This is a genomic window from Pseudomonas sp. SCB32, assembly GCF_009189165.1.
Taxonomy (GTDB): Bacteria; Pseudomonadota; Gammaproteobacteria; order Pseudomonadales; family Pseudomonadaceae; genus Pseudomonas.
In genome coordinates this window covers 294,649-320,128 of record NZ_CP045118.1, presented here as the reverse complement: position 1 = coordinate 320,128, position 25,480 = coordinate 294,649, and the positions used below count along the sequence as shown (strand labels likewise).

At 66.1% G+C, this 25,480-nt stretch carries 24 protein-coding genes; 6 read left to right on the top strand and 18 right to left on the bottom strand.

Going from position 1 to position 25,480, the window contains the following annotated elements; genetic code table 11:
• Positions 1-4: 4 nt before the first annotated feature.
• Entirely contained in the window at positions 5-1,018 is a 1,014-nt protein-coding gene (hemB, locus tag GA645_RS01530; protein WP_152219303.1) for a porphobilinogen synthase, read from the bottom strand.
• 233 nt (positions 1,019-1,251) lie between these two features.
• Here hemB and GA645_RS01525 point away from each other — a divergent pair, with 233 nt between their 5' ends.
• Positions 1,252-1,812 carry a DedA family protein gene (locus tag GA645_RS01525; protein WP_152219301.1) on the top strand — a complete coding sequence of 187 codons (561 nt, stop codon included), beginning with the start codon at positions 1,252-1,254 and terminating at the stop codon, positions 1,810-1,812.
• A 4-nt stretch (positions 1,813-1,816) separates the two neighbouring features.
• Here GA645_RS01525 and GA645_RS01520 read toward each other — a convergent pair whose 3' ends face one another.
• Entirely contained in the window at positions 1,817-3,055 is a 1,239-nt protein-coding gene (locus GA645_RS01520; protein WP_152219299.1) for a sterol desaturase family protein, read from the bottom strand.
• 154 nt (positions 3,056-3,209) lie between these two features.
• On the opposite strand from GA645_RS01520, the gene elbB reads away from it, so the two are divergent.
• Entirely contained in the window at positions 3,210-3,863 is a 654-nt protein-coding gene (elbB, locus tag GA645_RS01515) for an isoprenoid biosynthesis glyoxalase ElbB (protein ID WP_152219297.1), read from the top strand.
• A 127-nt stretch (positions 3,864-3,990) separates the two neighbouring features.
• Here the strand turns inward: elbB and GA645_RS01510 are convergent, their stop codons facing one another.
• The 5 genes from GA645_RS01510 to GA645_RS01490 form a co-directional block, all read right to left on the bottom strand.
• A complete protein-coding gene (locus GA645_RS01510) occupies positions 3,991-4,461 on the bottom strand; it encodes a YaiI/YqxD family protein (protein ID WP_152219294.1) in 471 nt (156 codons plus the stop codon).
• Between the two features lie 74 nt (positions 4,462-4,535).
• Positions 4,536-6,437 carry a cytochrome c/FTR1 family iron permease gene (locus tag GA645_RS01505; protein ID WP_152219292.1) on the bottom strand — a complete coding sequence of 634 codons (1,902 nt, stop codon included), beginning with the start codon at positions 6,435-6,437 and terminating at the stop codon, positions 4,536-4,538.
• A gap of 127 nt (positions 6,438-6,564) precedes the next feature.
• Entirely contained in the window at positions 6,565-7,194 is a 630-nt protein-coding gene (locus tag GA645_RS01500; protein WP_152219290.1) for a LysE family transporter, read from the bottom strand.
• A gap of 219 nt (positions 7,195-7,413) precedes the next feature.
• On the bottom strand, positions 7,414-8,172 hold the full coding sequence (locus tag GA645_RS01495; protein ID WP_152219288.1) for a TerC family protein: 759 nt from the start codon (positions 8,170-8,172) through the stop codon (positions 7,414-7,416).
• 113 nt (positions 8,173-8,285) lie between these two features.
• Positions 8,286-10,196: an ATP-binding cassette domain-containing protein gene (locus tag GA645_RS01490; protein ID WP_152219286.1), complete on the bottom strand. Its 1,911-nt coding sequence runs from the start codon at positions 10,194-10,196 to the stop codon at positions 8,286-8,288.
• 47 nt (positions 10,197-10,243) lie between these two features.
• Between GA645_RS01490 and GA645_RS01485 the strand changes: the two genes are divergently transcribed.
• Complete coding sequence (locus GA645_RS01485) at positions 10,244-10,708, top strand: TIGR02444 family protein (RefSeq protein ID WP_152219284.1); 465 nt, start codon at positions 10,244-10,246, stop codon at positions 10,706-10,708.
• Positions 10,709-10,711: 3 nt separating this feature from the next.
• Here the strand turns inward: GA645_RS01485 and GA645_RS01480 are convergent, their stop codons facing one another.
• Positions 10,712-11,794, bottom strand: coding sequence for an AlgP family protein (locus tag GA645_RS01480; RefSeq protein WP_152219283.1), 1,083 nt, complete (start codon positions 11,792-11,794; stop codon positions 10,712-10,714).
• A 127-nt stretch (positions 11,795-11,921) separates the two neighbouring features.
• Here GA645_RS01480 and GA645_RS01475 point away from each other — a divergent pair, with 127 nt between their 5' ends.
• Positions 11,922-12,569, top strand: a complete 648-nt coding sequence (locus GA645_RS01475; protein WP_152219282.1) for an FKBP-type peptidyl-prolyl cis-trans isomerase — start codon at positions 11,922-11,924, stop codon at positions 12,567-12,569.
• A gap of 58 nt (positions 12,570-12,627) precedes the next feature.
• Here GA645_RS01475 and rsd read toward each other — a convergent pair whose 3' ends face one another.
• Positions 12,628-13,095 (bottom strand): sigma D regulator, encoded by a 468-nt coding sequence (gene rsd / locus GA645_RS01470; RefSeq protein WP_152219280.1) that lies wholly within the window; start codon positions 13,093-13,095, stop codon positions 12,628-12,630.
• Positions 13,096-13,349: 254 nt separating this feature from the next.
• Positions 13,350-13,832 carry a disulfide bond formation protein B gene (locus GA645_RS01465; RefSeq protein WP_152219278.1) on the bottom strand — a complete coding sequence of 161 codons (483 nt, stop codon included), beginning with the start codon at positions 13,830-13,832 and terminating at the stop codon, positions 13,350-13,352.
• 114 nt (positions 13,833-13,946) lie between these two features.
• Between GA645_RS01465 and GA645_RS01460 the strand changes: the two genes are divergently transcribed.
• Positions 13,947-15,032, top strand: a complete 1,086-nt coding sequence (locus GA645_RS01460) for a sorbosone dehydrogenase family protein (protein WP_152219276.1) — start codon at positions 13,947-13,949, stop codon at positions 15,030-15,032.
• Between the two features lie 46 nt (positions 15,033-15,078).
• On the opposite strand, the gene GA645_RS01455 is transcribed toward GA645_RS01460, so the two are convergent.
• From GA645_RS01455 to GA645_RS01430, 6 genes are all read right to left on the bottom strand, one after another.
• Entirely contained in the window at positions 15,079-16,311 is a 1,233-nt protein-coding gene (locus GA645_RS01455) for a heme biosynthesis HemY N-terminal domain-containing protein (protein ID WP_152219274.1), read from the bottom strand.
• Positions 16,308-17,417 (bottom strand): uroporphyrinogen-III C-methyltransferase, encoded by a 1,110-nt coding sequence (locus GA645_RS01450; RefSeq protein ID WP_152219271.1) that lies wholly within the window; start codon positions 17,415-17,417, stop codon positions 16,308-16,310. Before GA645_RS01450 ends, GA645_RS01455 begins: the two co-directional genes overlap by 4 nt.
• A 15-nt stretch (positions 17,418-17,432) precedes the next feature.
• Positions 17,433-18,203: a uroporphyrinogen-III synthase gene (locus GA645_RS01445; RefSeq protein ID WP_152219270.1), complete on the bottom strand. Its 771-nt coding sequence runs from the start codon at positions 18,201-18,203 to the stop codon at positions 17,433-17,435.
• Positions 18,200-19,141, bottom strand: a complete 942-nt coding sequence (hemC, locus tag GA645_RS01440) for a hydroxymethylbilane synthase (RefSeq protein ID WP_152219268.1) — start codon at positions 19,139-19,141, stop codon at positions 18,200-18,202. Before hemC ends, GA645_RS01445 begins: the two co-directional genes overlap by 4 nt.
• Before the next feature lie 112 nt (positions 19,142-19,253).
• Positions 19,254-20,000, bottom strand: a complete 747-nt coding sequence (gene algR, locus GA645_RS01435; RefSeq protein WP_152219266.1) for an alginate biosynthesis regulator AlgR — start codon at positions 19,998-20,000, stop codon at positions 19,254-19,256.
• 4 nt (positions 20,001-20,004) lie between these two features.
• Positions 20,005-21,075, bottom strand: coding sequence for a sensor histidine kinase (locus tag GA645_RS01430; protein ID WP_152219263.1), 1,071 nt, complete (start codon positions 21,073-21,075; stop codon positions 20,005-20,007).
• Positions 21,076-21,305: 230 nt separating this feature from the next.
• Between GA645_RS01430 and argH the strand changes: the two genes are divergently transcribed.
• The gene (gene argH / locus GA645_RS01425) at positions 21,306-22,700 is read left to right on the top strand and encodes an argininosuccinate lyase (protein WP_152219261.1); all 1,395 of its coding nucleotides are present in this window, start codon (positions 21,306-21,308) and stop codon (positions 22,698-22,700) included.
• A gap of 39 nt (positions 22,701-22,739) precedes the next feature.
• Here argH and GA645_RS01420 read toward each other — a convergent pair whose 3' ends face one another.
• A complete protein-coding gene (locus GA645_RS01420; RefSeq protein WP_152219259.1) occupies positions 22,740-23,936 on the bottom strand; it encodes an HDOD domain-containing protein in 1,197 nt (398 codons plus the stop codon).
• A 225-nt stretch (positions 23,937-24,161) separates the two neighbouring features.
• Complete coding sequence (gene gabT, locus GA645_RS01415; RefSeq protein WP_152219257.1) at positions 24,162-25,442, bottom strand: 4-aminobutyrate--2-oxoglutarate transaminase; 1,281 nt, start codon at positions 25,440-25,442, stop codon at positions 24,162-24,164.
• Between the last annotated feature and the right edge of the window lie 38 nt (positions 25,443-25,480).

The following is a 25,480-nucleotide window of genomic DNA, read 5'->3' as shown; positions in this document are numbered from 1 at the left end:
GGGGTCATCCCCCCTTTTTCAATTGTTCTGCAGCGCGTTTGGCGAAGTAGGTCAGGATGCCATCTGCGCCGGCGCGTTTGAAGGCCAGTAGCGACTCCAGGATGACCGCTTCGCTGAGCCAGCCGTTCTGGATGGCGGCCATGTGCATCGCGTACTCGCCACTGACCTGGTAGACAAAGGTCGGCGCGCGGAATTCGTCCTTGGCCCGTCGAACGATGTCGAGATACGGCATGCCCGGCTTGACCATGATCATGTCGGCGCCTTCGGCGAGGTCAGCGTAGATTTCGTGCAGCGCTTCGTCGCCGTTGGCCGGGTCCATCTGGTACGTGGCCTTGTTGCCCTTGCCAAGGTTGGCGGCGGAGCCGACCGCGTCGCGGAACGGACCGTAGTAGGCGCTGGCGTACTTGGCCGAGTAGGCCATGATGCGCGTGTTGATGTGACCGGTCGACTCCAGGGCCTCGCGAATCGCACCAATTCGGCCGTCCATCATGTCCGAGGGGGCTACCACCTGGGCGCCGGCTTCGGCATGGGACAGCGCCTGCTTGACCAGCACGTCGACGGAGACGTCGTTCAGCACGTAGCCGTCTTCATCGAGGATGCCGTCCTGGCCGTGGCTGGTGAAGGGGTCCAGGGCGACGTCGGTGATGATGCCCAGTTCCGGGAAGCGCTCGCGCAGGGCGCGGGTGGCGCGCTGGGCGATACCGTCGGGGTTGAAGGCTTCGGCGCCGTCGAGGGACTTCTTCTCCAGCGGGGTCACCGGGAACAGGGCCAGGGCCGGGATACCCAGTTCCACCAGCTCCTCGGCTTCCTTGAGCAGCAGGTCGATGGACATGCGCTCCACACCCGGCATCGAGGGCACCGCTTCGCGCTGGTTCTTGCCGTCGAGGACGAACACCGGAAGGATCAGGTCGTTGGTGGTCAGTACGTTCTCGCGCACCAGACGACGGGAGAAATCGTCGCGACGATTACGGCGCAGTCGGGTGAAGGGGAAGGCGCGATCGGCGGGAATGAAGCTCACGGTGTACTCCAGGGCCTGGACGACAGGCACAGTGTGACATTTATAGGCCGTGATTATGACCGATTGGTAACAACGCGTAACAGTGACTCAAGGTCGCGGAGTCCCGCCGCACCGGCTGGCTGGCAGCGAACGGCCGGATGGGAATTGCCCCAGGTCATGGGTGATGACTGGCACGCCTTCCCCCGGAGCGACAACCGGGTTAGGCTTCGCGTTCATTTCGCTGCGTTGCCTCGATAATGCTCCAACAATTCCTGCAGGATTTCGGCTACATCGCCCTGTTCCTCGGCACCTTCTTCGAGGGCGAGACCATTCTGGTTCTGGCCGGTTTCCTGGCATTTCGCGGCTATATGCAGCTGGAATACGTTATTGCCGTGGCCTTCCTGGGCAGCTACGCCGGCGACCAGCTGTGGTACTTCCTCGGCCGCCGCCATGGCCGCAAGCTGCTCGCGCGCAAGCCACGCTGGCAGCAGATGGGCGACAAGGCGCTGGAGCATGTGCGCCGCCGCCCTGATGTGTGGGTGCTGAGCTTCCGCTTCGTCTACGGCCTGCGCACCGTGATGCCAGTGGCCATCGGCCTGTCCGGCTACCCGCCGGCGCGCTACCTGCTGCTCAACGGCATCGGCGCCATCGTCTGGGCCACTGTGCTGGGTTCGGCGGCCTACTACTTCGGTAGCGTGCTCGAAGGCGTACTGGGCAACATCAAGAAGTACGAGCTGATGGTGCTTGGCGGCCTGATCGTCATCGGCCTGCTGCTCTGGCTGCACCGCCGCTTCAAGAACGCCAGCAAGACCTGATCCGTCAGACGGCCTGGGGTAGCCGCTCGGCGCGCCGCAGGCCCAGCAACCCGATCAGGCTCCCCAGCGTGTAGACCGCCAGCGCCCAGGGCGTCCACTGCGGCCATGCCATGCCCCCGCACAGCACCAGCGCCACCAGCACCGGCACATTGAGCGCCAGGCGCAGCACTTCCAGCTTCAGCGCCCAGGTCCGGTTCTCCAGCCAGGCGCCGATGGCGTAGAGCCCGAACGCCATCCAGGCCAGGCCGATCACCAGCGGCAGCGCCTCCCAGCCACCGCCCACGCCCAGCAGCCAGGTCCCGCCCAGGACATAGCCGACGAACTGCACGAGCGCATACCACTGGCGACCGCGCCCGAGCGGCACATCAAATTTGCGGAAGGTGCTCAGATCGGGCTTTTCCATCGGATAACGCTGGGCGACATCCTCCGGGCGCCAGCCGGTGCGCATGAACCAGATACGCAGCTTGTCCCAACCGCTGGCGGCACGGCGCGCATCGTTCCACAGGTGCGCGTAGACCTGCAGGTTGGCCCACAGCGGGTTCCAGCTGGCCAGCGGCACGGTTACGCCGAACACCACCGGTTCCTCGTCCAGCTCCTCCTGGAAAGTGCCGAACAGCCGGTCCCAGACAATGAATACGCCACCGTAGTTGCGATCCATGTACACCGGGTTCTGCGCGTGGTGCACCCGGTGGTTGGACGGGGTGATGAAGATCCACTCGAACGCGCCAAGCTTGGGAATGTGCCGGGTGTGAACCCAGAACTGGTACAGCAGGTTCAGCGCGGCGACGGTGAGGAACACCAGCGGCGGCACGCCGGCCACCGCCATCGGCAGGTAGAAGATCCAGCCGAAGATGAAGCCGGTGCTGGTCTGCCGCAGCGCGGTGGAGAGGTTGTAGTCCTCGCTCTGGTGGTGCACCGAATGCGCCGCCCAGAGCACGTTGCGCTCGTGGCCCAGGCGGTGGTTCCAGTAGTAGCAGAAGTCATAGAAGACAAAGGCGAACACCCAGACCCAAAGGCTCCGGGCGGACAGCTCGAACAGCTCCAGATGCTGCCAGGCGAGGGTATAGGTCACCAGCCCCAACCCCTTGCTCAGCAGCCCGCTAGTGGTGGACAGCACGCCAGCGCTGAGGCTGTTCAGCGCGTCGCTCAGTCGATAGGTGCTGACACCCCGCCAGCGGTCGGCGAGCAACTCGATCGCGATCAGGAGGAAAAAGAAGGGTACCGCGAAGAGGATGTAGTTCATGGCTCGGCCGAGTCGTTATGCTTATGGGAAGGCCTCAGGGCCAACGCGCCCTGATGATTGATCCTAGCCCCTTGCCCATCGCCGGCCCCGACCGCCGGTGACAACCCGGGCGGCATATCGCGACACGCCCGGTATTCCCGAACAGGAGCAGTCCATGCAAAAGAAAGTTGCCGTCATCCTCTCCGGCTGTGGCGTCTACGACGGCGCTGAAATCCACGAAAGCGTGATCACCCTGCTGCGCCTTTCCCAGCGCGGTGCGAAGGTGCAGTGCTTCGCCCCGAACATCGCCCAGCACCACGTGCTGAACCACCTGACCGGTGAGGAAATGGCCGAGAGCCGCAACGTACTGGTGGAGTCCGCGCGCATCGCCCGTGGTGAAGTGAAGGACGTCCGCGAAGCCAAGGTGGAAGATTTCGACGCGCTGCTGGTCCCCGGCGGCTTCGGCGCCGCGAAGAACCTCAGCGACTTCGCCTTCAAGGGCGACCAGTGCGAAGTGCAGCCTGACGTGCTGGCCCTGGCCAAGGCCTTCGCTGCGGCGAAGAAGCCGGTCGGCCTGATCTGCATCGCCCCAGCCATGGCCGCCCGCATTTATGGCGCCGGCGTGGAATGCACCATTGGCACCGACGCGGGCACCGCCCAGGTGCTGACCAAAATGGGCGCCAAGCACGTCGACTGCGCGGTGGAAGACATCGTCGAAGACAAGGCGCACAAGCTGGTCACCACCCCGGCCTACATGCTGGCGCAGTCCATCGCCGAAGCCGCCAGCGGCATCAACAAGGCGGTCGACCGGGTGCTGGAGCTGGCCTGAGGGTTGACCTCATAGGAGCGGACTCCGTCCGCGATGGTTTCCGGCGCGATGCGGACCTATCGCGGACGAAGTCCGCTCCTACGCTCAGCCCTGAATGAAAACGCCCGGCATTGCCGGGCGTTTTCATTCAGGGCTTGCGAGCTTCCGCCTCGCGCATCAAGCGCGTCAGCAGCCGATCCAGACCGTTGGCGAAGGCCTGCCGGTCCTTGTCGCCGTAGGGCGCCTGCCCGCCACCCACCGCCCCCTGCTCGCGCAGGTCGGTGAACAGGTTGCGCACCGCCAGGCGCTCGCCCATGTTCTTCTCGTCGAACTCGCGGCCACGCGGGTCCAGCGCATCGACGCCCTTCTTCACCAGCCGGTCGGCCAGTGGCACGTCGCTGCAGATCACCAGGTCGCCGGGCTCGGCCTGCTCCACCAGGTAGTCGTCGGCGGCGTCCATCCCGCTGGGCACCACCACCAGGCTGACGCAGGCGAACGGCGGCTTGGCCACGGGCTGGCCGGCGACCATCACCACCTCCAGCTTGCGCTTCAAGGCGAACTTCGCCACCAGCTCCTTGGCCGCACGCGGGCAGGCGTCGGCGTCGATCCAGATACGCATCAGGGGAAAACCTTCCTTCGAAAAGCACGACGGCCAGTATCGCACTGGCCGTCGCGGGTCGCTCGGTTATCGCCTCAGGACGAGGCCACTTCCGCCGCCTTGCGGCGCTCCGAGAAGTAGCTGCGCCCATAGAGCACCGCCACCGACAGCAGCGCCACGGCCTGGGCGGACAGCGAATAGGCGTCGGCCTTGATGCCGAGCCAGTCGAAGTCGAAGAACGGCACCGGGCGGGTACCGATCACCCCGGCTTCCTGCAGGGCGACCACGCCGTGGCCGGCGAAGACCACCGACAGGGCACAGAGCAACGCGGCATTGACGGTGAAGAACAGCTTCAGCGGCAACCTGGCCGAACCGCGCAGGATCACCCAGGCGATGGCGATCAGAATCACCACGGCGCTGCCCGCACCGGCGATCACCGCGTTGTGCCCGGCCGGGCCGGCCTGCAACCAGAGGGTTTCGTAGAACAGGATGACTTCGAACAGCTCGCGGTACACCGAGAAGAACGCCAGCACGGCGAAGCCGAAGCGGCCACCGCCGCCCACCAGGCTGCTGCGGATGTAGTCCTGCCAGGCGGCAGCGTGGCGGCGGTCGTGCATCCACACGCCGAGCCAGAGCACCATCACGCAGGCGAACAGCGAGGTGAAGCCTTCCATCAGCTCGCGCTGGGCACCGCCGATGTCGATCACGTAGGCCGCTACCGCCCAGGTGGCGAAACCGGCGACGAAGGCCAGGCCCCAGCCGATGTGGACGCCGCGCACGGCCTGCTCCTGCCCGGTGTTGCGCAGGAAAGCGAGGATCGCCGCGAGCACCAGGATCGCTTCCACGCCTTCGCGCAGGAGGATCAGCAGGGCCGAAATGAAGCTGATGGAGAAGCTCAGGGAGTCGCCACTCAGGGCCTTGGCGGCGGCCGCCAGCTTGGCCTTGGCCAGTTCCAGCTGCTGGGCCACCTCGGCTTCCGGCTGGCCGTCGCGCAGCGCCTGACGGTAGGCCATCAGCTGCTTCTCGGTGGCTTTGCGCAGGTCGGCGTCGACGTTGTCCAGCGAGCTTTCCACCAGCTCGAAGCCTTCCAGGTAGGCGGCGACGGAGAGGTCGTAGGCCTGGTCGTGGTCACCCGTGCGGTACACGGCGAAGCTCTTCTCCAGCGTCGCGGTGGTGTAGTCGATCTGCTGCGCCGGGCCACGGTGCTCCAGCGGCGGGTGGGCGCGCAGGACGCGGAAGCTCTCGGCCGCAGCTTCGCCATCGCGCTCGGCGACTTCCGCCGGCGTCTGGGTGGACAAGGTCGGCAGCGGGTAGGCGTGGGCCGGATCAGCCTTGGCCTGGCCGGCGCTGAGGCCCGCGACGTAGGCTGCCAGGTCCCAGCGCTGACGCTCGTCGAGCTGGTCGGCGAAGGCCGGCATGTCGGTGCCCGCCACACCCAGGCCGATGACGTTGTGCAGGTCATACAGGCTCAGGTGATCCAGGCGCGCGCGGTCGGTCAGGTTGGCCGGCGGCGGCTCCAGGCCGATGCCCGCCGGGCCGTCTCCCTTGCCGGCATCGCCGTGGCAGATCGAGCACTGCTGGGCGTAGATCTCGGCGGCGCGGGCCGGATCAGGGGTGATCGAGGGGGTCTGCACCACCTGGTAGACATCAGCGATGCGCGCCTCCAGGTGACGCGCCTGCTGGGCGACCTGTGCACCGGGCTGGCGCTGCTCGATGGCCTGCTTGAGCGCGTCGGCCGCCTGCTCCAGGTCAGCGCGCGCCGGAAGGGCCGGCAGGGTCAGGATCAGCGCGTGGAGATTACCGACGAACTCCAGCTGCTCCTTGTACTCGCTGGCGTCGACGACCTGGCCGTCGGCCACGGTAGGCGGATAGTCGGCAGCGAGATAACTGAGCAGGTGAAGGGCTTGAGAGGGGTCGACAGCCGTGTCGGCATAAGCTCCAAGGCTGCAAAGGCCGACCAGCGGCAACAGCCAGACGAGAAATTTGGAGGGTTGCATAGCGGAAGCTAAATGAGAATGAATGAGTTTAAATTGTCACCTCAGGTTTCCCGCTATGCAAGGATAATGTCCCGTGAAGCTGCATCCGAAGCGTCTACGACGGCGCTCCGGATGCTTCGCAAGGCCCTCAGGCCGCGGCGCGGCGCACGCTGGCGAGCAGCCCGGCGGCACCCACGAACAGGGTGGCGAAGGTACGATTCATCAGCCGCTGCTGGCGTGGCGAGCGCAATGCGCGCAGGACACGGGCGGCCAGACCGGTGTAGCCGGCCATGACGATCAGGTCGACGGTGATCATGGTCGCGCCCATGATCACGTACTGGATCGCCATCGGCCGGTGCGGATCGACGAACTGCGGCAGCACCGCCAACATGAAGATCACCGCCTTGGGGTTGCTGGCGTTGACCAGGAAGCCACGCAGCACCAGGGACAGCGGCCGGCCGATGGGGCGCTCCCCTTCCGCGACCATCGCCTGCGGCGGCGAGGTCCATTGGCGGTAAGCGAGGTAGACGAGGTAGACCACGCCGAACCACTTGATCGCGCTGAAGGCGACCGCGGAGGCAGACAGCAGCGCGCCAACGCCGGCGGCGACCACAGCGATCTGCAGGGCCAGGCCGAACTGCAGGCCCAGCGCGTTCCAGTAGCCGCGCGCGAAACCGTACTGCAGCCCGCACGACATCGAGGCGATGGCGCCGGCACCCGGCGACAGGCTGATCAGCCAGCAGGCAATGAAGAAGGCGAACCAGGTACTGGCGAGCATTGCGGACCTCACGGCGCCCAGGCAGGCGCAATAATTTGTTACGGAGGCTCAGTGTGCCCTAGTCGCGTAGCGCCGCCCAGTATTGCCGACAGACGCATTTCCCATCGCAAGGAGTCGACCTGTAGGGGCGCGCCATGCGCGCGATCGCGGGCATGGCCCGCTCCTACACACAAACAGAAAGCCCGGCACTAGGCCGGGCTTTCTGTCATGGCACTCCGATCAGCTCGGCACATCCTTGCGCAGCTTCACCGGCTCTTCGCCGCGCTTGCGCGCCATGGCGCCGCGAAGGCGGATGTTGATCGCCTCCACCGCCAGCGAGAAGGCCATGGCGAAGTACACGTAGCCCTTGGGAATGTGGACTTCGAAGGATTCGGCGATCAGTACGGTGCCGACCACGATGAGGAACGACAGCGCCAGCATCTTCAGCGACGGGTGCTTGTCGATGAATTCACTGATGGTGCCGGCCGAGAGCATCATCACGCCGACCGAGATGACGATGGCAGCGATCATCACCGGCACGTGCTGCACCAGGCCGACGGCGGTGATCACCGAGTCCAGGGAGAAGACGATGTCGATGATCGCGATCTGGATGATGATGCCCATGAAGCCGCGCGCCTTGCCGCCCTGCTGCCCGCCCTCTTCCGCGCCTTCGAGGCTGTGGAAGATCTCCAGGGTGCTCTTGAACAGCAGGAACAGGCCGCCGAAGAACAGGATCAGGTCGCGTCCGGAGATGCCGTGACCGAACACCGTGAACAGGTCGGCGGTCAGGCGCATCACCCAGGTGATCGACAGCAACAGCAGGATGCGCGTACCCATCGCCAGGGCCAGGCCGAAGAAACGCGCCTTGGGCTGCTGGGCGGCCGGCAGGCGGCTGACCAGGATCGAGATGAAGATGATGTTGTCGATGCCCAGCACGATTTCCAGGGCAGTCAGGGTCAGAAAGGCGACCCAGATTTCAGGACTTGTGAGCCATTCCATAGTGAGGGGAGTCCGTCAGAAGGTGGTGGGGAGGTTCGGTGCGCGACAGCGGCCGATGGGCCGCTGGAAGAACATGTCGGGCGCCCGTTGCAACTCAGCAGGCGCCCTCTCCATTACTCGCTGTCCTCGAGCTGGCGCTGCAATTCCTCGAGGGTTTCCAGCGCCATCAGCCAGTCCTCTTCCAGCTCGCTTTCACGGGTCTTGAGAGTCGCCTGGCGAGCCAGCAGGTCGCGCAGTTCGTCCTTGCGCGAGGCCTCGTAGAGCGCGCTGTCGCCCAGGCGCTCTTCCAGTTCGGCAAGCTGTTCGTGGACCTTGCCCAGCTCCTTCTCCAGCTTGTCCGCCTCGCGCTTGTGCGGGGCGAGCTGCTGGCGCAGGGCGGCGGCGGCCTGGCGCTGGGCGCGCTTGTCGGTCTTGTCGCCTGCCGGTGCTGCAGGCGCAGACGGCGTCTGGCGGGCACGGAAATCCACCAGCCAGCGGGCATAGTCGTCGAGGTCGCCGTCGAATTCCTGGATGCGCCCGTCGGCCACCAGCAGGAATTCGTCGGTGGTGCTCTTGAGCAGGTGACGATCGTGGGACACCACCACCACGGCGCCGGAGAATTCCTGCAGCGCCAGGGTCAGCGCCAGGCGCATTTCCAGGTCGAGGTGGTTGGTCGGTTCGTCGAGCAGCAACAGGTTGGGCTTCTGCCAGGCGATCAGCGCCAGGGCCAGGCGCGCCTTCTCGCCACCGGAGAAATTCACGACCGGCTCGTCGCAGCGCTCGCCGCGGAAGTCGAAGCCACCGAGGAAGTCGCGCAGGGTCTGCTCGCGCTCGGCTGGGGCGATGCGAGCCAGGTGCAGCAGCGGGCTTGCCTTGGGGTCCAGCGAGTCGAGCTGATGCTGGGCAAAATAGCCGATGGCGAGGTTCTCGCCACGACCGAGCTCGCCGGAGAGCAGCGACAGATCGCCGGACAGGGTCTTGATCAGGGTCGACTTGCCCGCGCCGTTGGGGCCGAGCAGGCCGATGCGCGCGCCAGGCACCAGCTGCAGCTTGACCTTCTCCAGCACGGTCTTGTCGCCGTAGCCCAGGCGGGCTTCGGAGAGGTTGAGCAGCGGGCTGGAAATCTTGTCGGACTCGCGGAAGGCGAAGTCGAACGGCGAATCGATGTGGGCCGGCGCCAGCTCTTCGAGTCGCTCCAGCGCCTTGATCCGGCTCTGCGCCTGGCGGGCTTTGGTGGCCTGGGCGCGGAAGCGGGCAATGTACTTTTCCATGTGCGCGCGCTGCGCCTGCTGCTTCTCGTACGCCTGTTGCTGCTGGGCGAGACGTTCGGCGCGGGTGCGCTCGAAGGCCGAGTAGCCGCCCCGATACAGGGTCAGCTTGCGCTGTTCGAGGTGGGCGATGTTGTCCACCACGGCGTCGAGGAAATCGCGGTCGTGGGAGATCAGCAGCAGCGTGCCCGGGTAGCCCTTGAGCCACTCTTCCAGCCAGAGGATGGCGTCGAGATCGAGGTGGTTGGTCGGTTCGTCGAGCAGCAGCAGTTCGGACGGGCACATCAGCGCCTGCGCCAGGTTCAGGCGCATCCGCCAGCCACCGGAGAAGTCGCCAACGCGGCGATCCATCTGCTCGGGGGTGAAGCCCAGGCCCGCCAGCAGCTTGCGCGCGCGGGCGTCGGCGGTGTATCCGTCGGCGCTGTCCAGTTCGCTGTGCAGGCGCGCCAGGGCGGTGCCATCGTGGGCCTCTTCGGCCGCGACGAGGTCCGCCTGGATCTTGCGCAGGTGCACGTCGCCGTCGAGCACGTAGTCGACGGCGAGGCGGTCGAGGGTATCGACCTCCTGGCGCATGTGCGCGATGCGCCAGTCCGCCGGCAGGTAGCAGTCGCCGGAGTCCTGGCCGAGCTGGCCGCGCAGCAGGGCAAACAGGCTCGACTTGCCGGCGCCGTTGGCGCCGATCAGGCCGACTTTCTGTCCGGCGTGCAGGGTGAGTTCGGCACCTTCCAGCAAGCGCTGGGGGCCACGCTGTAGCGTAAGATTTTGTAGTCGAATCATGGCGGCGGAGTTTATCAGCTTCGCCTGGCAATCGCTGTGGGTGCTCTATGTCTGATGATGTCTGGTCGTATGCACTGAAACTCTACGCCCGCGAGGGGATCAAGGCGGCTTGCCTGTCGCTGCAGGAAGGCGGCGCGGACGTCTGCCTGCTGCTCGCATCAGCCTGGCTGGGAAGCTCCGGGGTGGCCTTCGAGGACGCACGAATGAACGCGTTGGAATGCACGGCGCGGGACTGGCGCGAGGTCGTGGTGGTACCGCTGCGATCGCTGCGTCAGCACTGGCGAGAACTGGCTCGGCAGGATGCATCCCTGGCATCGCTGCGGGAGCGGCTCAAGCAACTCGAACTGGATGCGGAGAAAGTACTGCTGGAGCGCTTGGAGAGCCGGGCGAAGGATTGGCCGCGAGGTGTAGCGGAAGACTTGGCGCGCTGGCTGGAAGCAGCGGCGGGTGACGCGGGAAGCTTGCGCCGCGATGCGCGGGATACCCTGCGCATCGCGGCGAGCCTCTCCTGAGCCTTAGGAGGCGCTGGAGGTGGTGTTGCTGGCCGGAGCGGCCGGTGCCGGAGTGGCGCTGGCAGCAGGAGCTGCGGCCGGAGCAGTCGGCTGAGCAGCCGGCGCGGCAGGTGCTACCGGAGCGGCCGGCTTGGCGGCAACTGGTTTGGCAGCAGCGGGCTTGGCGGCCGGTTTGGCGGCCGGCTTGGCAGCAGCAGGCTTGGCAGCCGGTTTGGCGGCAGGCTTGGCAGCAGCAGGCTTGGCGGCCGGCTTAGCGGCGGGCTTGGCAGCAGCGGGCTTCGCGGCCGGTTTAGCGGCGGGCTTGGCAGCAGCAGGCTTCGCGGCCGGTTTAGCGGCAGGCTTCGCGGCGGCAGCTTTGGCAGCCGGTTTAGCGGCAGGCTTGGCAGCAGCAGGCTTCGCGGCCGGTTTAGCGGCAGGCTTCGCGGCGGCAGCTTTGGCAGCCGGTTTAGCGGCAGGCTTGGCAGCAGCAGGCTTCGCGGCCGGTTTAGCGGCAGGCTTCGCGGCGGCGGCTTTGGCAGCCGGTTTAGCGGCAGGCTTGGCAGCAGCGGCTTTGGCAGCGGGCTTCGCAGCGGCAGCTTTGGCAGCCGGCTTGGCGGCAGGCTTCGCAGCGGCGGGCTTGGCTGCAGCAGCCTTGGCAGCCGGTTTAGCGGCGGGCTTGGCAACCGGTTTGGCAGCAGCGACCGGCTTGCGGTTGGTCAGGGACTTGACTGCAGCTTCCTTCACCTTGGCCACGCCCTGGGCGAGTTTCAGGCTCTCCTGCACATCGCGCTTGAGGTTGGCGATGTAGGCACGGGTTTCGGTCTGGCGGGTCTTCAGGGTTTCCAGCGCATCGTCCAGCTCGGCGATGGCGGACTTCGCCTTGGCCTGTGCCTTGGCCTTACCTGCCTTGGTGGCATCCTGCAGTTTGGTGCGTGCGTTGTGCAGCTTCTCTTGTGCCTTGCCGCGTTGTTTCTCGAGCTTGGCGAGGAGCTTCTCGGCGTCGACGAGGGCCTGCTTGCAGGCATCTTCGAGGTGATCGATCAGGCTGTGGGACAACTGCTGCAACAGGTGCAAAGGGGTAGTGACAGGTTTCTTGTTGGCCGACATGACGTGCCTCCTGGCGGACGTGGTTGCGCCCATACTAGCCCCGTCAGAAGCCGCTCGCCACTGTCCTGATTGAGCTGGAGCCCGCGCCGGGCATAATCTCCAGCCGATTTCACAGCCGAGAGAACCCATGCTTCGTCTTGCTCCGCTCTGCTTGCTGCTCGCCCCTCTGATGGTGAGCGCCGCACCACCCAAGGACGAACTGGCGTACAGCCTAGGCGTGCAACTGGGCGAACGACTGCACCAGGAGGTGCCCGGCATCGCCATCGGCGACCTGCTGGAAGGCCTGCGCCAGAGCTATCGCGGCGAGCCACTGGCGCTGCCGCCCGAGCGCATGGCGAGCGTGCTCGACGCCCATGATCAGCAGCAGAATGCCTCTGCACCTGAGGAATCCGCCGACGCCCAAAGGGCTGCGGAGATGCGTTTTCTCGTCAATGAAAAGGCTCGCTACGGCATCCATGAATTGCCGGGCGGCGTACTGATCAGCGAGTTGAAAGCAGGGCATGGCGAGAGCAATCCGCAGCTGCGCGAAGCACGGGTGAACTACAGCGGCAGCCTGGCGGACGGCAGCCCGTTCGACGCCAGTACCTCGCCGCAATGGTTCCGTCTCGACGCAGTCATTCCCGGTTGGCGCACGGCGCTGCAAGCGATGCCGGTGGGCGCGCGCTGGAGAGTGGTGGTGCCTTCGGCACAGGCGTATGGCGCCGACGGGGCCGGCGACCTGATTCCGCCCTACGCAGCTTTGGTTTTCGAGATCGAACTGCTGGAGAGTCGCTGAAACAAAAACGGCGCGATCGCTTCAAGCGCTCGCGCCGCTTTCACACCCGGTGCGTCGATCAGGCCGTGGCGACCTTCTGTTCGTGGGCGTTGTGCAGCACCTCGATCAGGCAATCCTCCAGTTCGAAGCGTTCGTGCAGTTGCTGGCGCAGACTCTTCAACTCGCTGGTCAGGCAGGTGCCTTCGCGGCAATCGCCGTTGTCGCAGCGGTCGTTGAAGTTGAGTGCATTGGCGGTGATGGTTTCGAGACGGGGGTAGATCTGCTTGGCCAGTTCCAGACCTCGGGTATCACCGAAGGCCTGCGCTTCGTTCATCAGCTGTTCGTAGACTTCGAAGTGCCCTGCCGACACATAGTCGAGCAGGAGCTGGCAAAAGCTCTGCAGGGACTCGGCGTTGGTCTTCGGCGCCTGGACACCGTCCAGGGAATCGAATGCCCGGACCAATTCATGTCGATCCCGCAGCCAGCGGTCGATCAGCTGGTGTACGCCTCCCCAACGTTCCTGGGCATTACGGCAGCTCTCGAGCATGTTGTCCTCACTTCCCTTGTCGCCGTCCCGGCAATGTCCGCCCCGGGACAAAATTCTGTCGAACCTCGGCATCCGCGTGATTGGTTTTCTTCGGCGGCGGCTTTCCGGCGGAATGGAAATCCAGAGTATGCCCGCCCGATTCTGCCTTCAAGCCACAGGCGCGCGGAAAATTCATACGAGCGTTTAATCGTCAGGCCGCGGCCTCTCTGGCCTGCGCCAGACAGCGCAGACCAGGGTCAGAAAGGCTGCGACGCTCAGCCGCGGCGGAAGAACTGGAGGATGGCGAACAGCGAGAAGCCGATGAAGGCGAGCAGGCTCCACTCCGGGATGCTCAGGCTGAGCAGGGTCCAGCTGATCTCGGCGCAATCGGCCGAACCGTGGAACATCGTGTAGATGATCTTGGTGTAGGGCATGCTTTCCAGCATGTAATCCAGCGGCGGCAGACAGGCCGGCAGCTGATCCGGCGGCAGGGTCTGCAGCCAGATCTGGCGGCCCGCGGTGCCGGCACCGGCCAGCGAGCAGAGCAGGATCAGCACCGAGTACACGCGAGGGCCGCGGCCATGCAGCCCGGCGATCAGCGCGAAGAGCCCGGCGCCAGCAAAGAAGATGCGCTGCAGGATGCACAACGGGCACGGCTCCAGCCCGACCACGTATTGCAGGTAGAAGCCGGTGCCGAGCATGGCGGCGCAGGCGAGGAAGGCAAGGAAGAACAGGGAACGAGGGCTGGCCAGGTTCATGGCGGCTCCGCTGATTGGGCTGCTGCAGGAAGGGCGCTACGGTAGAGGAAAGACCAACGCCGTTTCAAGGCGGCTGTCTAAACTGCCGGTGGCACTCATCCGGGAATCCATGCCATGCGTCGTCCGCTGCCGATTTTTGCGCTGTTGTGCCTGATCAGCCCGCCAGCCAATTCGGACAGCGTCCTGGATCATATCCGACTGCCAGTGGGCTTTCACATCAGCCTGCTCACCGACCAGGTGCCCGGCGCACGCACCATGACCTGGGGGGATGCGGGCACCCTGTTCGTCGGCAGCATGGGCGCCGGCAAGGTCTACGCAGTGCGTCCGGATGGCCGCGTCTCGATCGTAGCGGAGAATCTGCAGATGCCGGTGGGCGTTGCCTTCCGTGCGGGCGACCTGTACGTCTCGGCCGTCAGCCGCGTCGTCGTGTTGCGCGCCATCGAGAAGCGCCTCGACGCACCGCCCAAGCCCGAGACGCTGCCCGCGCAGTTCCCTTCCGAGACGGCGCACGGCTGGAAATTCATCGCATTCGGGCCCGACGGCAAGCTCTATGTCCCGGTGGGCGCGCCCTGCAACATCTGCCGTCCGGACCGCCAGCGCTACGCCAACCTGCAACGCATGAACACCGATGGCAGCGCCCGCGAAGTGGTCGCCTACGGCGTCCGCAACACCGTCGGCTTCACCTGGCACCCACAGACGCATCAGCTCTGGTTCACCGACAACGGCCGCGATTTGCTCGGCGATGACCTGCCCAGCGACGAGCTGAACAAGCTCAGCCGGACCGGCGAGGACTTCGGCTTCCCCGACTGTCACCAAGGCGACCTTGCCGATCCCGTGGAAGGCAAGACGCCCTGCTCCGCCTTCACCCCGCCGGTGGCCAAGCTGGGTCCCCATGTGGTGTCGCTCGGGCTGCGTTTCTACACCGGGGACCAGTTCCCGCCGGAGTATCGCAACAACCTGTTCATCGCCGAGCACGGTTCCTGGAACCGCAGCCGGAAGATCGGCTATCGCGTGGCGCGTGTGGAGCTCAACGCCGACGGCTCGCTCAAGCGCCAGAGCGTATTCGCCGAAGGCTGGCTGGCCGCTGACGAGACGGTTCTCGGCCGTCCGGTCGACGTGCTGGTGGCGCCCGACGGCGCGCTGCTGGTGAGCGACGACCAGAACGGGGCGATCTACCGCATCACCTACGCCAAGCCCTGAGAAACGAAAACGGCGCCCGCAGGCGCCGTTTTCTCATGCATCGGGATCAGGCCCGAACCGCCACCGGCAGTGGGGCCGACGGCACCAGCAGGCCCAGGCCTTCCTGGAACAGCTGGTTGCTGCGCTCCACCTCGCCCAGTTGCGCCAGCAGGCGCGCGAATTCGGCGCACGTTTCCGCGCTGCGCTGGCGGGCGAGGCTGGCCTCCAGGTACTCGCGCGCCTTGCCCCACAGCTTGTTCTGCAGGCTCAGGCGCCCCAGGGTGAGCAGCAGCTCGGGATCGTCCCCTTGCTGCTTCAGCCAGCTTTCGGCGGTCTTCAGCTGATGCGCCCCATCGCGGCCACGGGCACGGCCGTACAGGTGCACCAGGCGACTGTCGTAGCCTTCCTTGAGCGCCTTGCGCAGCACCTCTTCGGCCTCTTCCGGCGCGCCCAGGCGCAGCAACTGCTCGGCGTACGCAGCCACCAGCGGCGGCTGCGCGCGCAGATTTGCCGGCGCGTTCTGCCAGCGCTGGGTCAGCGGTTGCAGGCTGCTCTCGCCCTGACCCACGCCCTGCTCACCGGCCTCGCCCAATGAAGCGATCCAGCTGCGGCGCTCAAGGTCGGCCAGCTCGGCGTTCTGCAGCACACGCTCCTTGCGCAGCTCAGGCAGCAACACGCAGAGCGCCTGCCAGTCGTGCAGGCTGACGTACAACTGCTGGAGCAGGCGCAGCACGGTGGGATGGCGCGGTTGGTCCTGGTGCAGCTTGTCCAGCACGCCGCGAGCCTGACTGACGTCGCCACGGTTGATCAGCAGCTGGGCGCGGGTCAGGCCCACGGCCAGCTCGGCGCTTGGCTCACGTTTCAGGGCATGATCGAGCAGCTCATCGCATTCTTCGGTCTTGCCCAGCTCGTTGGCTGCACGGGCGGCGCCCAGGAAGTGCGGCAGCGGACGCTCGCTCAGCTCGGCGGCACGGCGCAGGTGACGCAGCGCCTGCTGCCAGTGGCCTTCGGCGAGATCACGCTGGCCGTTCTCCTCGGCCAGCAGCGAACGGCGGCGACGGTTGAAGCGCGACCAGGGATTGACCACCCGCCCGGAAACACCCAACAGGCGCAACACCACGCGCAGGGCCAGGTATACCGCCCAGAGCACCACCAACAGCGCAAGGAAGGTCCACAGGCTGGATTCGTAACGGAAGCTCTTGTAGGCGATCAGCACGTAGCCCGACTGCTCGGCAACGGCCAGCCCGATCAGAGTGGCGGCGAGCACGACAGCCAGGATCAGCACATAGACGCGGCTCATGGCTGGGTCCCCGCGTCAGGCGTGACGCCTTCCTGCTGCGCGGCAGCGGCGTCGCGACGGGAGAGGTAGGCCTGCAGCGAGCTAAGGGCCGGGCCCAGGTCCGGCGCCTGCACGGTGACTGCCTGGCCGCTCAGCTCCTCGAGGCGCGCGACCAGGGCACGGCTGTCGGCGAGATCGGCATTGAAGAAATCGCCGACGATCTGCCGGGCCTGTTTCAGCGACTGCTGGTAGACCTCCTGCTTGCCGTTCAGGGCGGCCCACTGCGCCTGCTCCAGCGCAAGGTTCAGTGCCAGGCGCACTCGATCGAGCTGCTGACCGGAGAGCAGCGGACGGATGTCCTGGCCGGCATTGAAATCGATACGGACGTAGCGGGAGATGCGCTCCCACCACTGGTCCCAGGTGCCGCTGCCATCGCCCCAGGCGATGCTCGCGGCGGTGCCGTTCTCATCGGCCTTGAACGCCGGATTGAGCGGTTGCAGCTGTGCGGCCTGGTCACGCAGGGCACCCAGTTGCAGGAACAGGCCGGTGCGATCCGGACGCGGCAGGCTGCGCAGCGCTTCCAGGCTCTTGGCCAGCTGCGCACGGGCGGCGAAGGCACCCGGATCGTTCTGCATGCGCAGGATGTCATCGGCGCCCTGCACCAACTCGGTCGCGCTGTCGATATCCTGCAGCGCGGACAGGCGCAGCGCGGCCAGACGCAGCAGGTGCTCGGCTTCGGCGAGGCGCCACTGCTGGCGGCTCTGGCCCAGCACCTGCTTGAGCTGCTTGGACAGCTGCTGCTGGTCGCCCTGCAGCTCCACCACCAGACGGCGGCGGGCTTCGAGTTCATCGGCGGTCGGCAGGGCATCCAGGCGCTTGCTCAGCTGGCTGTTGCTGTTCTGCACGCTCTGCGCCTGACCGCGCGCATCCTCCAGTTGGGCTGCACGCTGCTGCTCGGCAGCCTTCAGCTGCTGGACTTGCCAGACACCCCAGCCGCCCGCGGCAAGGCCGGCGGCGCCGACCAGCAGGGCCAGCAGGGCAATGCCGGTGCCGCCTTTACGCGGCGCAGGCTCACGGGCCGGATTGGTCGGAGTGGGAGTCTCTTGGGGAGTGACGGCTTCGCTCACAGATCCATCCTTCGCTCAGAAATTGTTCTTGTCGGCGCTTCGCAGCGCCTCCATCAATGCCGCAGCGCTGGCGCCCCGGCAATCGATCACCCGCTGCGCGCCCAGCTCGCGGGCCTGCTCGGCCACGCGGGGACTCGGCACGAACAGCGGCAGGGCACTTACCTGCGGCCAGTCCTGCTCCGCCAGGCGATGAAGATATTCCAGCCCCTGCCCGCTGCTGACTGCCACCGCGTTCAGGTGCTCTTCCCGGATGCGCCTCAGCAACTCACTCGGTGGATAGGACGGCAATTCGCGCCGGTAGAGTTCCAGATAGTCGACCATCACGCCTTGGCCGCGCAGGCAATCGGCGAGGAATTCTCGGCCACCTTCGCCGCGCAGGATCAGCACCTTCGGATCATGCACCTTCAGGGCCTGTTCCAGCGCCGGCAACCTCAACAGGGCCTCGCTGTCATCGCCGTCTGCGGGGTAGTGCACGGTCAGGCCGTAATCTTCGAGGATAGCTGCGGTCGCCGCGCCCACCGTGAACCAGCTCTGGGTCAGCGGCGGTTGCGGCCAATAGCGGTCCAGCCGCTCAAGACCCAGGCGCGCAGCCGGCTTGCTGACCACGATAACCGCGCAGTAGCGATCCAGGTCAAGGATCAGGCTGCGTTCGGCCGGCGACTCCTCACGGGCGGCAATCACCAGCAACGGCAGGCTGGCGCTGTGGATGCCTGCCTCGCCGAGGCTCGCGGCCAACGCCGCGCACTCGTCCTCGGGACGAGTCAGCAGCAGCCGCCAGCGGCTCACGGGTGATCGGCCTCGCCGTACACCGCCGTGAGGATTTCCTGGGCGCCCTGCCCCAGCAGGTCCTCGGCCACCTTCACGCCGAGCGCTTCGGCGTCGGCCTGCGGCGCACGCGCCTCGGCCCGCAGTAGCTGGGTACCATCAGGCTGGCCAACCAGGCCGCGCAGCCACAACTGGTCGCCTTCGAGCACTGCGTAGCAGGCGATCGGCACCTGGCAGCCGCCATTGAGGCGCTTGTTCAGGGCACGTTCGGCCGTGACGCGCACCGCGGTATCAGCATGGTGCAGCGGCTTGAGCAGCGCATGGATTTCGCTGTCGACGGTGCGACATTCGATGCCCACCGCGCCCTGGCCACCAGCAGGCAGGCTGGCTTCGACACTGATGCAAGAACGGATGCGGTCCTCGAAACCGAGGCGGATCAAACCGGCGGCGGCGAGGATGATGGCGTCGTAGTCGCCGGCATCCAGCTTGGCCAGGCGGGTGTTGACGTTGCCGCGCAGGAAGCGGATCTGCAGGTCCGGCCGGCTGGCCAGCAGCTGTGCCTGGCGGCGCAGGCTGGAGGTTCCGACCACGCTGCCGGCGGGCAGCTCATCGAGGCTGGCGTAAGTGTTGGAGACGAAGGCGTCGCGCGGATCTTCACGCTCGCAGATGCAGTACAGGCCCAGGCCTTCGGGGAAATCCATCGGCACGTCCTTCATGGAGTGCACGGCGATATCCGCCTCGTTCTCCAGCAGCGCGGTCTCCAGTTCCTTGACGAACAGGCCCTTGCCGCCAATCTTCGCCAGCGGCGCGTCGAGCAGCTTGTCGCCGCGGCTGGTCATCGGCAGAAGGGTAACGACCAGGCCGGGATGGGCCTGCTCCAGGCGGGCCTTGACGTATTCGGCCTGCCACAGGGCCAGCGCGCTCTGGCGCGTGGCGATACGGATTTCGCGAGAGGACATGGGCATTTCCGTGCATTAAAGCGTGCAAGAGACTGCCCGCATCATAACAGCTCGCGCGCGCAGAAACCCGGGCGGTGGGCCCAGGCTTCACGCCCAATGCGGCACTGTGTCGCTACAGGTTATGCATGAGTCGCCGTACGCCCGCGACATGCCGGCGGCTAACGGTCAGTGCGTCGCCGTTGAGCCCCTTGAGGTACAGCTGGAAGTGCCCCAGCGGAGTGCGCTGCAGGCGTTCGATGCGCTCGCGGGAGACCAGCGCGTTGCGGTGGATGCGCACGAAACGGTCGCCGAACTCGTCTTCCAGCGCCTTCAGCGGCTCGTCCAGGAGCACCTCGCCACCGGCGTGGCGCAGGGTCACGTACTTGTGGTCGGCAATGAAGAAGATCACGTCTTCCAGCGGAATCAGCTCGATGCCCTTGCGGGTCCGTGCGCTGATGTGGCTGCGCGGGCCGGGGCCACCGGCCGCCGGGGGCTTGGTCAGCGCCGCCAGCTGCACGCGGTTGGGCCGCGAGGCCTTATTCAGGGCGTCGGCCAGGTCCTCGCTGCGGACCGGCTTGACCAGGTAGCCGACCGCGCTGACCTGGAACGCTTCCAGGGCGAATTCATCATGGGCGGTACAGAAGATCACCGCCGGCGGGGCTTCGCGCTCGCACAGCTTGGCCGCCACCTGAAGCCCGTCCAGGCCGGGCATGCGGATATCCAGCAGGACGATATCCGGCTTCAGGCTGTCGATCAGCGTCAGCGCTTCTTCACCGTTGCTGGCAGAAGGCTCGAGGACGCGATAGCCGTCCATTTGCCCTACCAACCGGGCCAGGCGCTCTCGCGCCAGGGGTTCGTCATCGACGATCAGGACATTCATAAGCTCAGGCTTCCTGCATGAGACGCGCACAAGGATAGCGTAGACAGGTGTAGTGCCGTCCGTCACGGCGCTCGACGCTGAGACTAGCTTTTGGCCCGAAAAGTGCCGCAAGTCGCGCTGCAATATTTTGCAGCGCCTGCTTGGTCCCCTTCGTGGGCAAGGTCTGCGTCGACTCGTCGTACGGGTTGCTCACACAGAGCTGGAACACACCGTCACGGTAGTCCGCCTCAACTTTCACCAGCCCGCCTTCGATCCGCGGCTGGATGCCATAAATCAACGAGTTCTCCAGCAAGGGCTGCAGCGTCAGCTGGGGAATCGGCACGCCGTCGGGCACGTCGCTCACCTGCCAGTCCATCTGCAACCGGTCGCCAAGACGAAACTGCTCTATGGAAAGATAGCGTCTGGCCAACTCGAGTTCCTCTCCCCAGGAAATTAATGTTCCCGGCTTGGCCAGGCTGGCACGGAACAGGTCCGACAGATTCAGCACCGCCTGCTCGGCCTTGCCCGGGTCGAGCTCGATCAGGCTGGCGATGCTGTTCAAGCTGTTGAACAGGAAATGCGGACGGATACGCGCCTGCAGCGACTCGATCCGCGCCCGCAGTTCGGCCTGTTCCTGACGCCGCCATTGGCTCAGGAGATAAAAGTAGCGTAGCAACAGGGTGGACATGATGAGGGCGATCAATGCATGGCGCAGGTAAAGATTCACCTCGCCGGTGCGCGAGATCGCCCCGCCGAGGGAGAGATAGTCGGCCGCCGCCGTGCAGGCGAGGGTCAGCGCCACCACCAGCGCGCAGCTGATCGCCCCGGCGCGCCACGCCGGCCAGCGCGCCAGCAGCGGCCGCAGCCGGCACAGCAGGCCGGCCGAGAGCAGCACGTTCCACTGCACGAAAAGCGAGATCAGCGACAGACGCACCCAGTTGAAACTCGGCGTCATCGGCTCGGCGAGCACGATCACCAGCACCAGCATCTCGGCCAGCACAACCAGGCTGAACAGCGCTTCGGGCTGGCACAGTTCGGGAATGAAGAAGTCGTCTTCGGGTGCCGGCCGGGCGCCGGTCTTCGCAAGTATGGGCATCGACGCAGTTTCCGTAAGCGTCCGCACGGCGGCAAGCGCGGCGTGCGTCCAGAGCCGGGAAATGTCGGGCAGCGCAAGGATCGGCCGGGGCCGCGCGACGATTCCCCGCCGCTCCCCCACCCCAACCGCCAAAGCGCCGCCGGTTTTGTCCTTCAGCCTGCTATTATCGTCGCACTTTGCCCGTCATGCAGGCCGCGCGCCGCGCCTGCCCGTTTCCGCGAGAGAAATCCATGAGCGTAGAGAAGACCAACCAGTCCTGGGGCGGCCGCTTCAGCGAGCCCGTCGATGCCTTTGTCGCCCGCTTCACCGCTTCTGTCGACTTCGACAAGCGCCTCTACCGCCACGACATCATGGGCTCCATCGCCCACGCCACCATGCTGGCCAAGGTCGGCGTGCTGACCGACGCAGAGCGCGACACCATCATCGATGGCCTCAAGCAGATCCAGAGCGAGATCGAGGCCGGCAACTTCGACTGGCGCGTCGACCTGGAAGACGTGCACATGAACATCGAGGCGCGCCTGACCGACCGCATCGGCGTCACCGGCAAGAAGCTGCACACCGGCCGCTCGCGCAACGACCAGGTGGCCACCGACATCCGCCTGTGGCTGCGCGACGAGATCGACCTGATCCTCGCCGAGATCACCCGCCTGCAGCAGGGCCTGCTGGGCCTCGCGGAAGCCGAAGCGGACACCATCATGCCCGGCTTCACCCACCTGCAGACCGCCCAGCCGGTGACCTTCGGCCACCACCTGCTGGCCTGGTTCGAAATGCTCAGCCGCGACTACGAGCGCCTGGTGGACTGCCGCAAGCGCGCCAACCGCATGCCCCTGGGCAGCGCCGCGCTGGCCGGCACTACCTACCCGATCGACCGCACCATCACCTGCGAGTTGCTCGGCTTCGAAGCCATCTCCGGCAACTCGCTGGACGGTGTTTCCGACCGTGACTTCGCCATCGAATTCTGCGCTGCCGCCGCCGTGGCGATGATGCACCTGTCGCGCTTCTCCGAAGAGCTGGTGCTGTGGACCAGCGCCCAGTTCCAGTTCATCGACCTGCCCGACCGCTTCTGCACCGGCTCCTCGATCATGCCGCAGAAGAAGAACCCCGACGTGCCCGAACTGGTGCGCGGCAAATCCGGTCGCGTGTTCGGCCACCTGGCCGGCCTGCTGACCCTGATGAAGGGCCAGCCGCTGGCGTACAACAAGGACAACCAGGAAGACAAGGAACCGCTGTTCGACGCCGCCGACACCCTGCGCGACAGCCTGCGCGCCTTCGCCGACATGGTTCCAGCGATCAAGCCCAAGCGCGAAATCATGCGCGAAGCGGCCCGTCGCGGCTTCTCCACCGCCACCGACCTCGCCGACTACCTGGTACGCAAGGGCCTGCCCTTCCGCGACTGCCACGAGATCGTTGGCCACGCGGTGAAGTACGGCGTGGACAGCGGCAAGGACCTGGCCGAGATGAGCCTGGACGAACTGCGCCAGTTCAGCGACCAGATCAGCGACGACGTGTTTGCCGTGCTGACCCTGGAAGGCTCGGTGAACGCCCGCGACCACATTGGCGGCACCGCGCCCAAGCAGGTTCGTGCCGCCGTCGTGCGTGGCAAGGAACTGCTGACCGCACGCTGAGTGCAAATGGCCGCGTCGCCAGACGCGGCCATCCCCTCCTCAGCTTCTGCTGAGAAAGCCCAGCTGCGCCGACGTCAGTTGCAGCATGCGCACCGCCTTGTGCTCCGCCAGGCTCGGCAACTCGGCCTCCGGCAGGCGCGCCGCGCTGGCGGCGAGGTTGACGATCAGCGCCTCGCGGCTGAGCACGCCGCCATTGATGGCGTAGGCCGCCGCGATCAGGTTGCGCAGCTCCAGCGGCAGACGCCAGCGGGTACGCAGCGCCGAGCCGAAGCTGGCGCCATGTTCGGCCAGCGCCGCGTCCACTTCGCTCTCACTGAGCGCTCCACCCGCACTCCCCCAATCCTGCAGGCTGCGCAGCAACGCCAGGTCACCCAGGCAGTGCAACAGTCCCGCCGTGAAGCAGCGATCGGCGTCCGCGCCCAGCGACTCGGCCAACGCGAAGGCACCGTCAGCCGTGTGGCGCGAGAGCTGCCAGAAGCGTTCGGCGCGTTCTATGAGCAGCGGATCATCCAGCGTGGCGGCGCGCTGCAAGGCCACCGCCAGCATCATGTTCAGGGCATGGGCCACGCCCAGCCGCGACAGCGCCTGCAAAAACGTCTGGCAAGGCATGCCCACATGCCGGGCGGCACTATTGGCGGCGGAAATCAGGCAGGCGGTGATCTGCGGATCATGACCGAAATCCTGCTCGAGCATCTCCAGGTTGATGTCCCTGGCCTCCATGCAGCGGCTCACCGCCTTGCCGACCTCGCCCATCAGCGGCGCACCCTCGGCGGCATCCCGCTCGGTCTGCAGGAAGCGCCCGAGCGACAGGCTCTGCTCCAGTGTCGGCAACTCGCAGACGACGCTCTCCCCCGGCGCCAGCAACAGGGCGCGCAGGCGCTCACGCAGGTTCTCGGCGTTATACGGCTTCACCATATAGGCCGTCGGCGCCAACGGCAGCGCCGCGCGAACACTGGCGGCGTCCGCCTTCGCGCTGATCAGGATGAAAGGCTGGGCTGCCGGGCCCCGACGCAAAGCGCGGACCTGACGCAGCAGCTCCAGGCCGTCGCTGCCGGGCAGTTCCTGCTCGGCCAGCACCAGGGCGAACGGCTGCCGTCGGCAGGCATCGATTGCCGCCAGGCCGTCCTCGCAGAATTGCACATTGGCATCGCAACGCACGCTGAGTACCAATTGGCTCAGCAGTTCGCGGCTCCAGGGATCGCTGGCCGCAACCAACACACCGGGAGAAACGCTCATGGATCACCTCGTTCGAGACAGACGCCAGACGCCGGCACGAACAACCGATCCAGAGCGGTCCTTGCCGGCCTGCGCTTCCTCGGATGCCGCCGGCCAAGGCCTACGGAATAATGCGCAGCGTAGTCCAAAGCCGAGGTGCTTTCCCATGAGCGCCATCAAATTCGGGCACAAAAAAAGGCCCGCTTTCGCGGGCCTTTTTCATTACAGCGGCTAAACCGTCAAGGCTCAGGCCAGCTCGTCGAAGCACTCGGCCAGGATGGCCAGGCCCTTGTCCAGCTGGGCGTCCGGGATGGTTACCGGCATCAGGAAGCGAATGACGTTGTAGTAGGTGCCGCAGGAGAGCAGGATCAGACCTTTCTCACGGGCGCGAACCACGATCTTGCTGACCAGTTCAGCGGCCGGCTTGTTGTGGTCGCCGCCTTCGAACAGCTCGATGGCGATCATCGAACCCAGGCCACGAACGTCGCCGATCACCTTGTGCTTGGCCTGGATGTCGCGCAGACCAGCCTTCAGGCGCTCGCCAACAGCTTGCGAACGGTCCAGCAGCTTCTCTTCGTCGAACACTTTCAGCACGGCCAGGGCCGCGGCGCAAGCGATCGGGCTACCGGCGTAGGTGCCGCCCAGGCCGCCCGGAGCGATGGCGTCCATGATCTCGGCCTTGCCGGCAACGCCGGAGATCGGGAAGCCGCCGCCAACGGACTTGGCGAACGTGGTCAGGTCCGGAACGATGCCCAGCTGCTCGGTGGCGAAGAAGGTGCCGGTACGGCCAGCGCCAGTCTGTACTTCGTCAGCGATCAGCAGGATGCCGTGCTCGTCGCACAGGGCGCGCAGGCGCTGCATGAACGGCTTGGAGTTGACGTAGAAGCCACCCTCGCCCTGAACCGGCTCGATGATGATGGCGGCGATGTCGCGCGGCTGAGCGTCGTTCTTGAAGATGCGCTCGATGCTGGCGATCGACTCGTCTTCGCTCACGCCGTGCAGTTCGCACGGAGCCAGGGCACGGAAGATGCCGCCCGGCATCAGGCCCATGCCAGCGGAGTACGGAACGACCTTGCCGGTCAGGCCCAGGGTCATCATGGTACGGCCGTGGTAGGCGCCGGTGAAGGCGATCACGCCAGCGCGACCGGTGGCGGCACGGGCGATCTTGACGGCGTTTTCAACGGCTTCGGAGCCGGAGGTGACCAGCAGGGTCTTCTTCGGGAAGTTGCCCGGAACGCGCTTGGCGATCTCTTCGGCCAGCTCGATGTAGGGCTCGTACGCCAGCACCTGGAAGCAGGTGTGGGACAGCTTGGTCAGTTGTTCCTGAACGGCGGCAACTACTTTCGGGTGCAGGTGGCCGGTGTTCAGTACGGCAATGCCGCCGGCGAAGTCGATGTACTCACGACCTTCGACGTCCCACACGGTGGAGTTCTCGGCGCGCTCGGCGACGACCGGGTGGATCTGGCCTACACCGCGCGGTACGGCGGCCTGACGACGTTGCAGCAGGGATTCGTTGGTTTTGCTCATAGCTTCCTCAGTGGCCGCTCATCGGGCGACCGGATCAA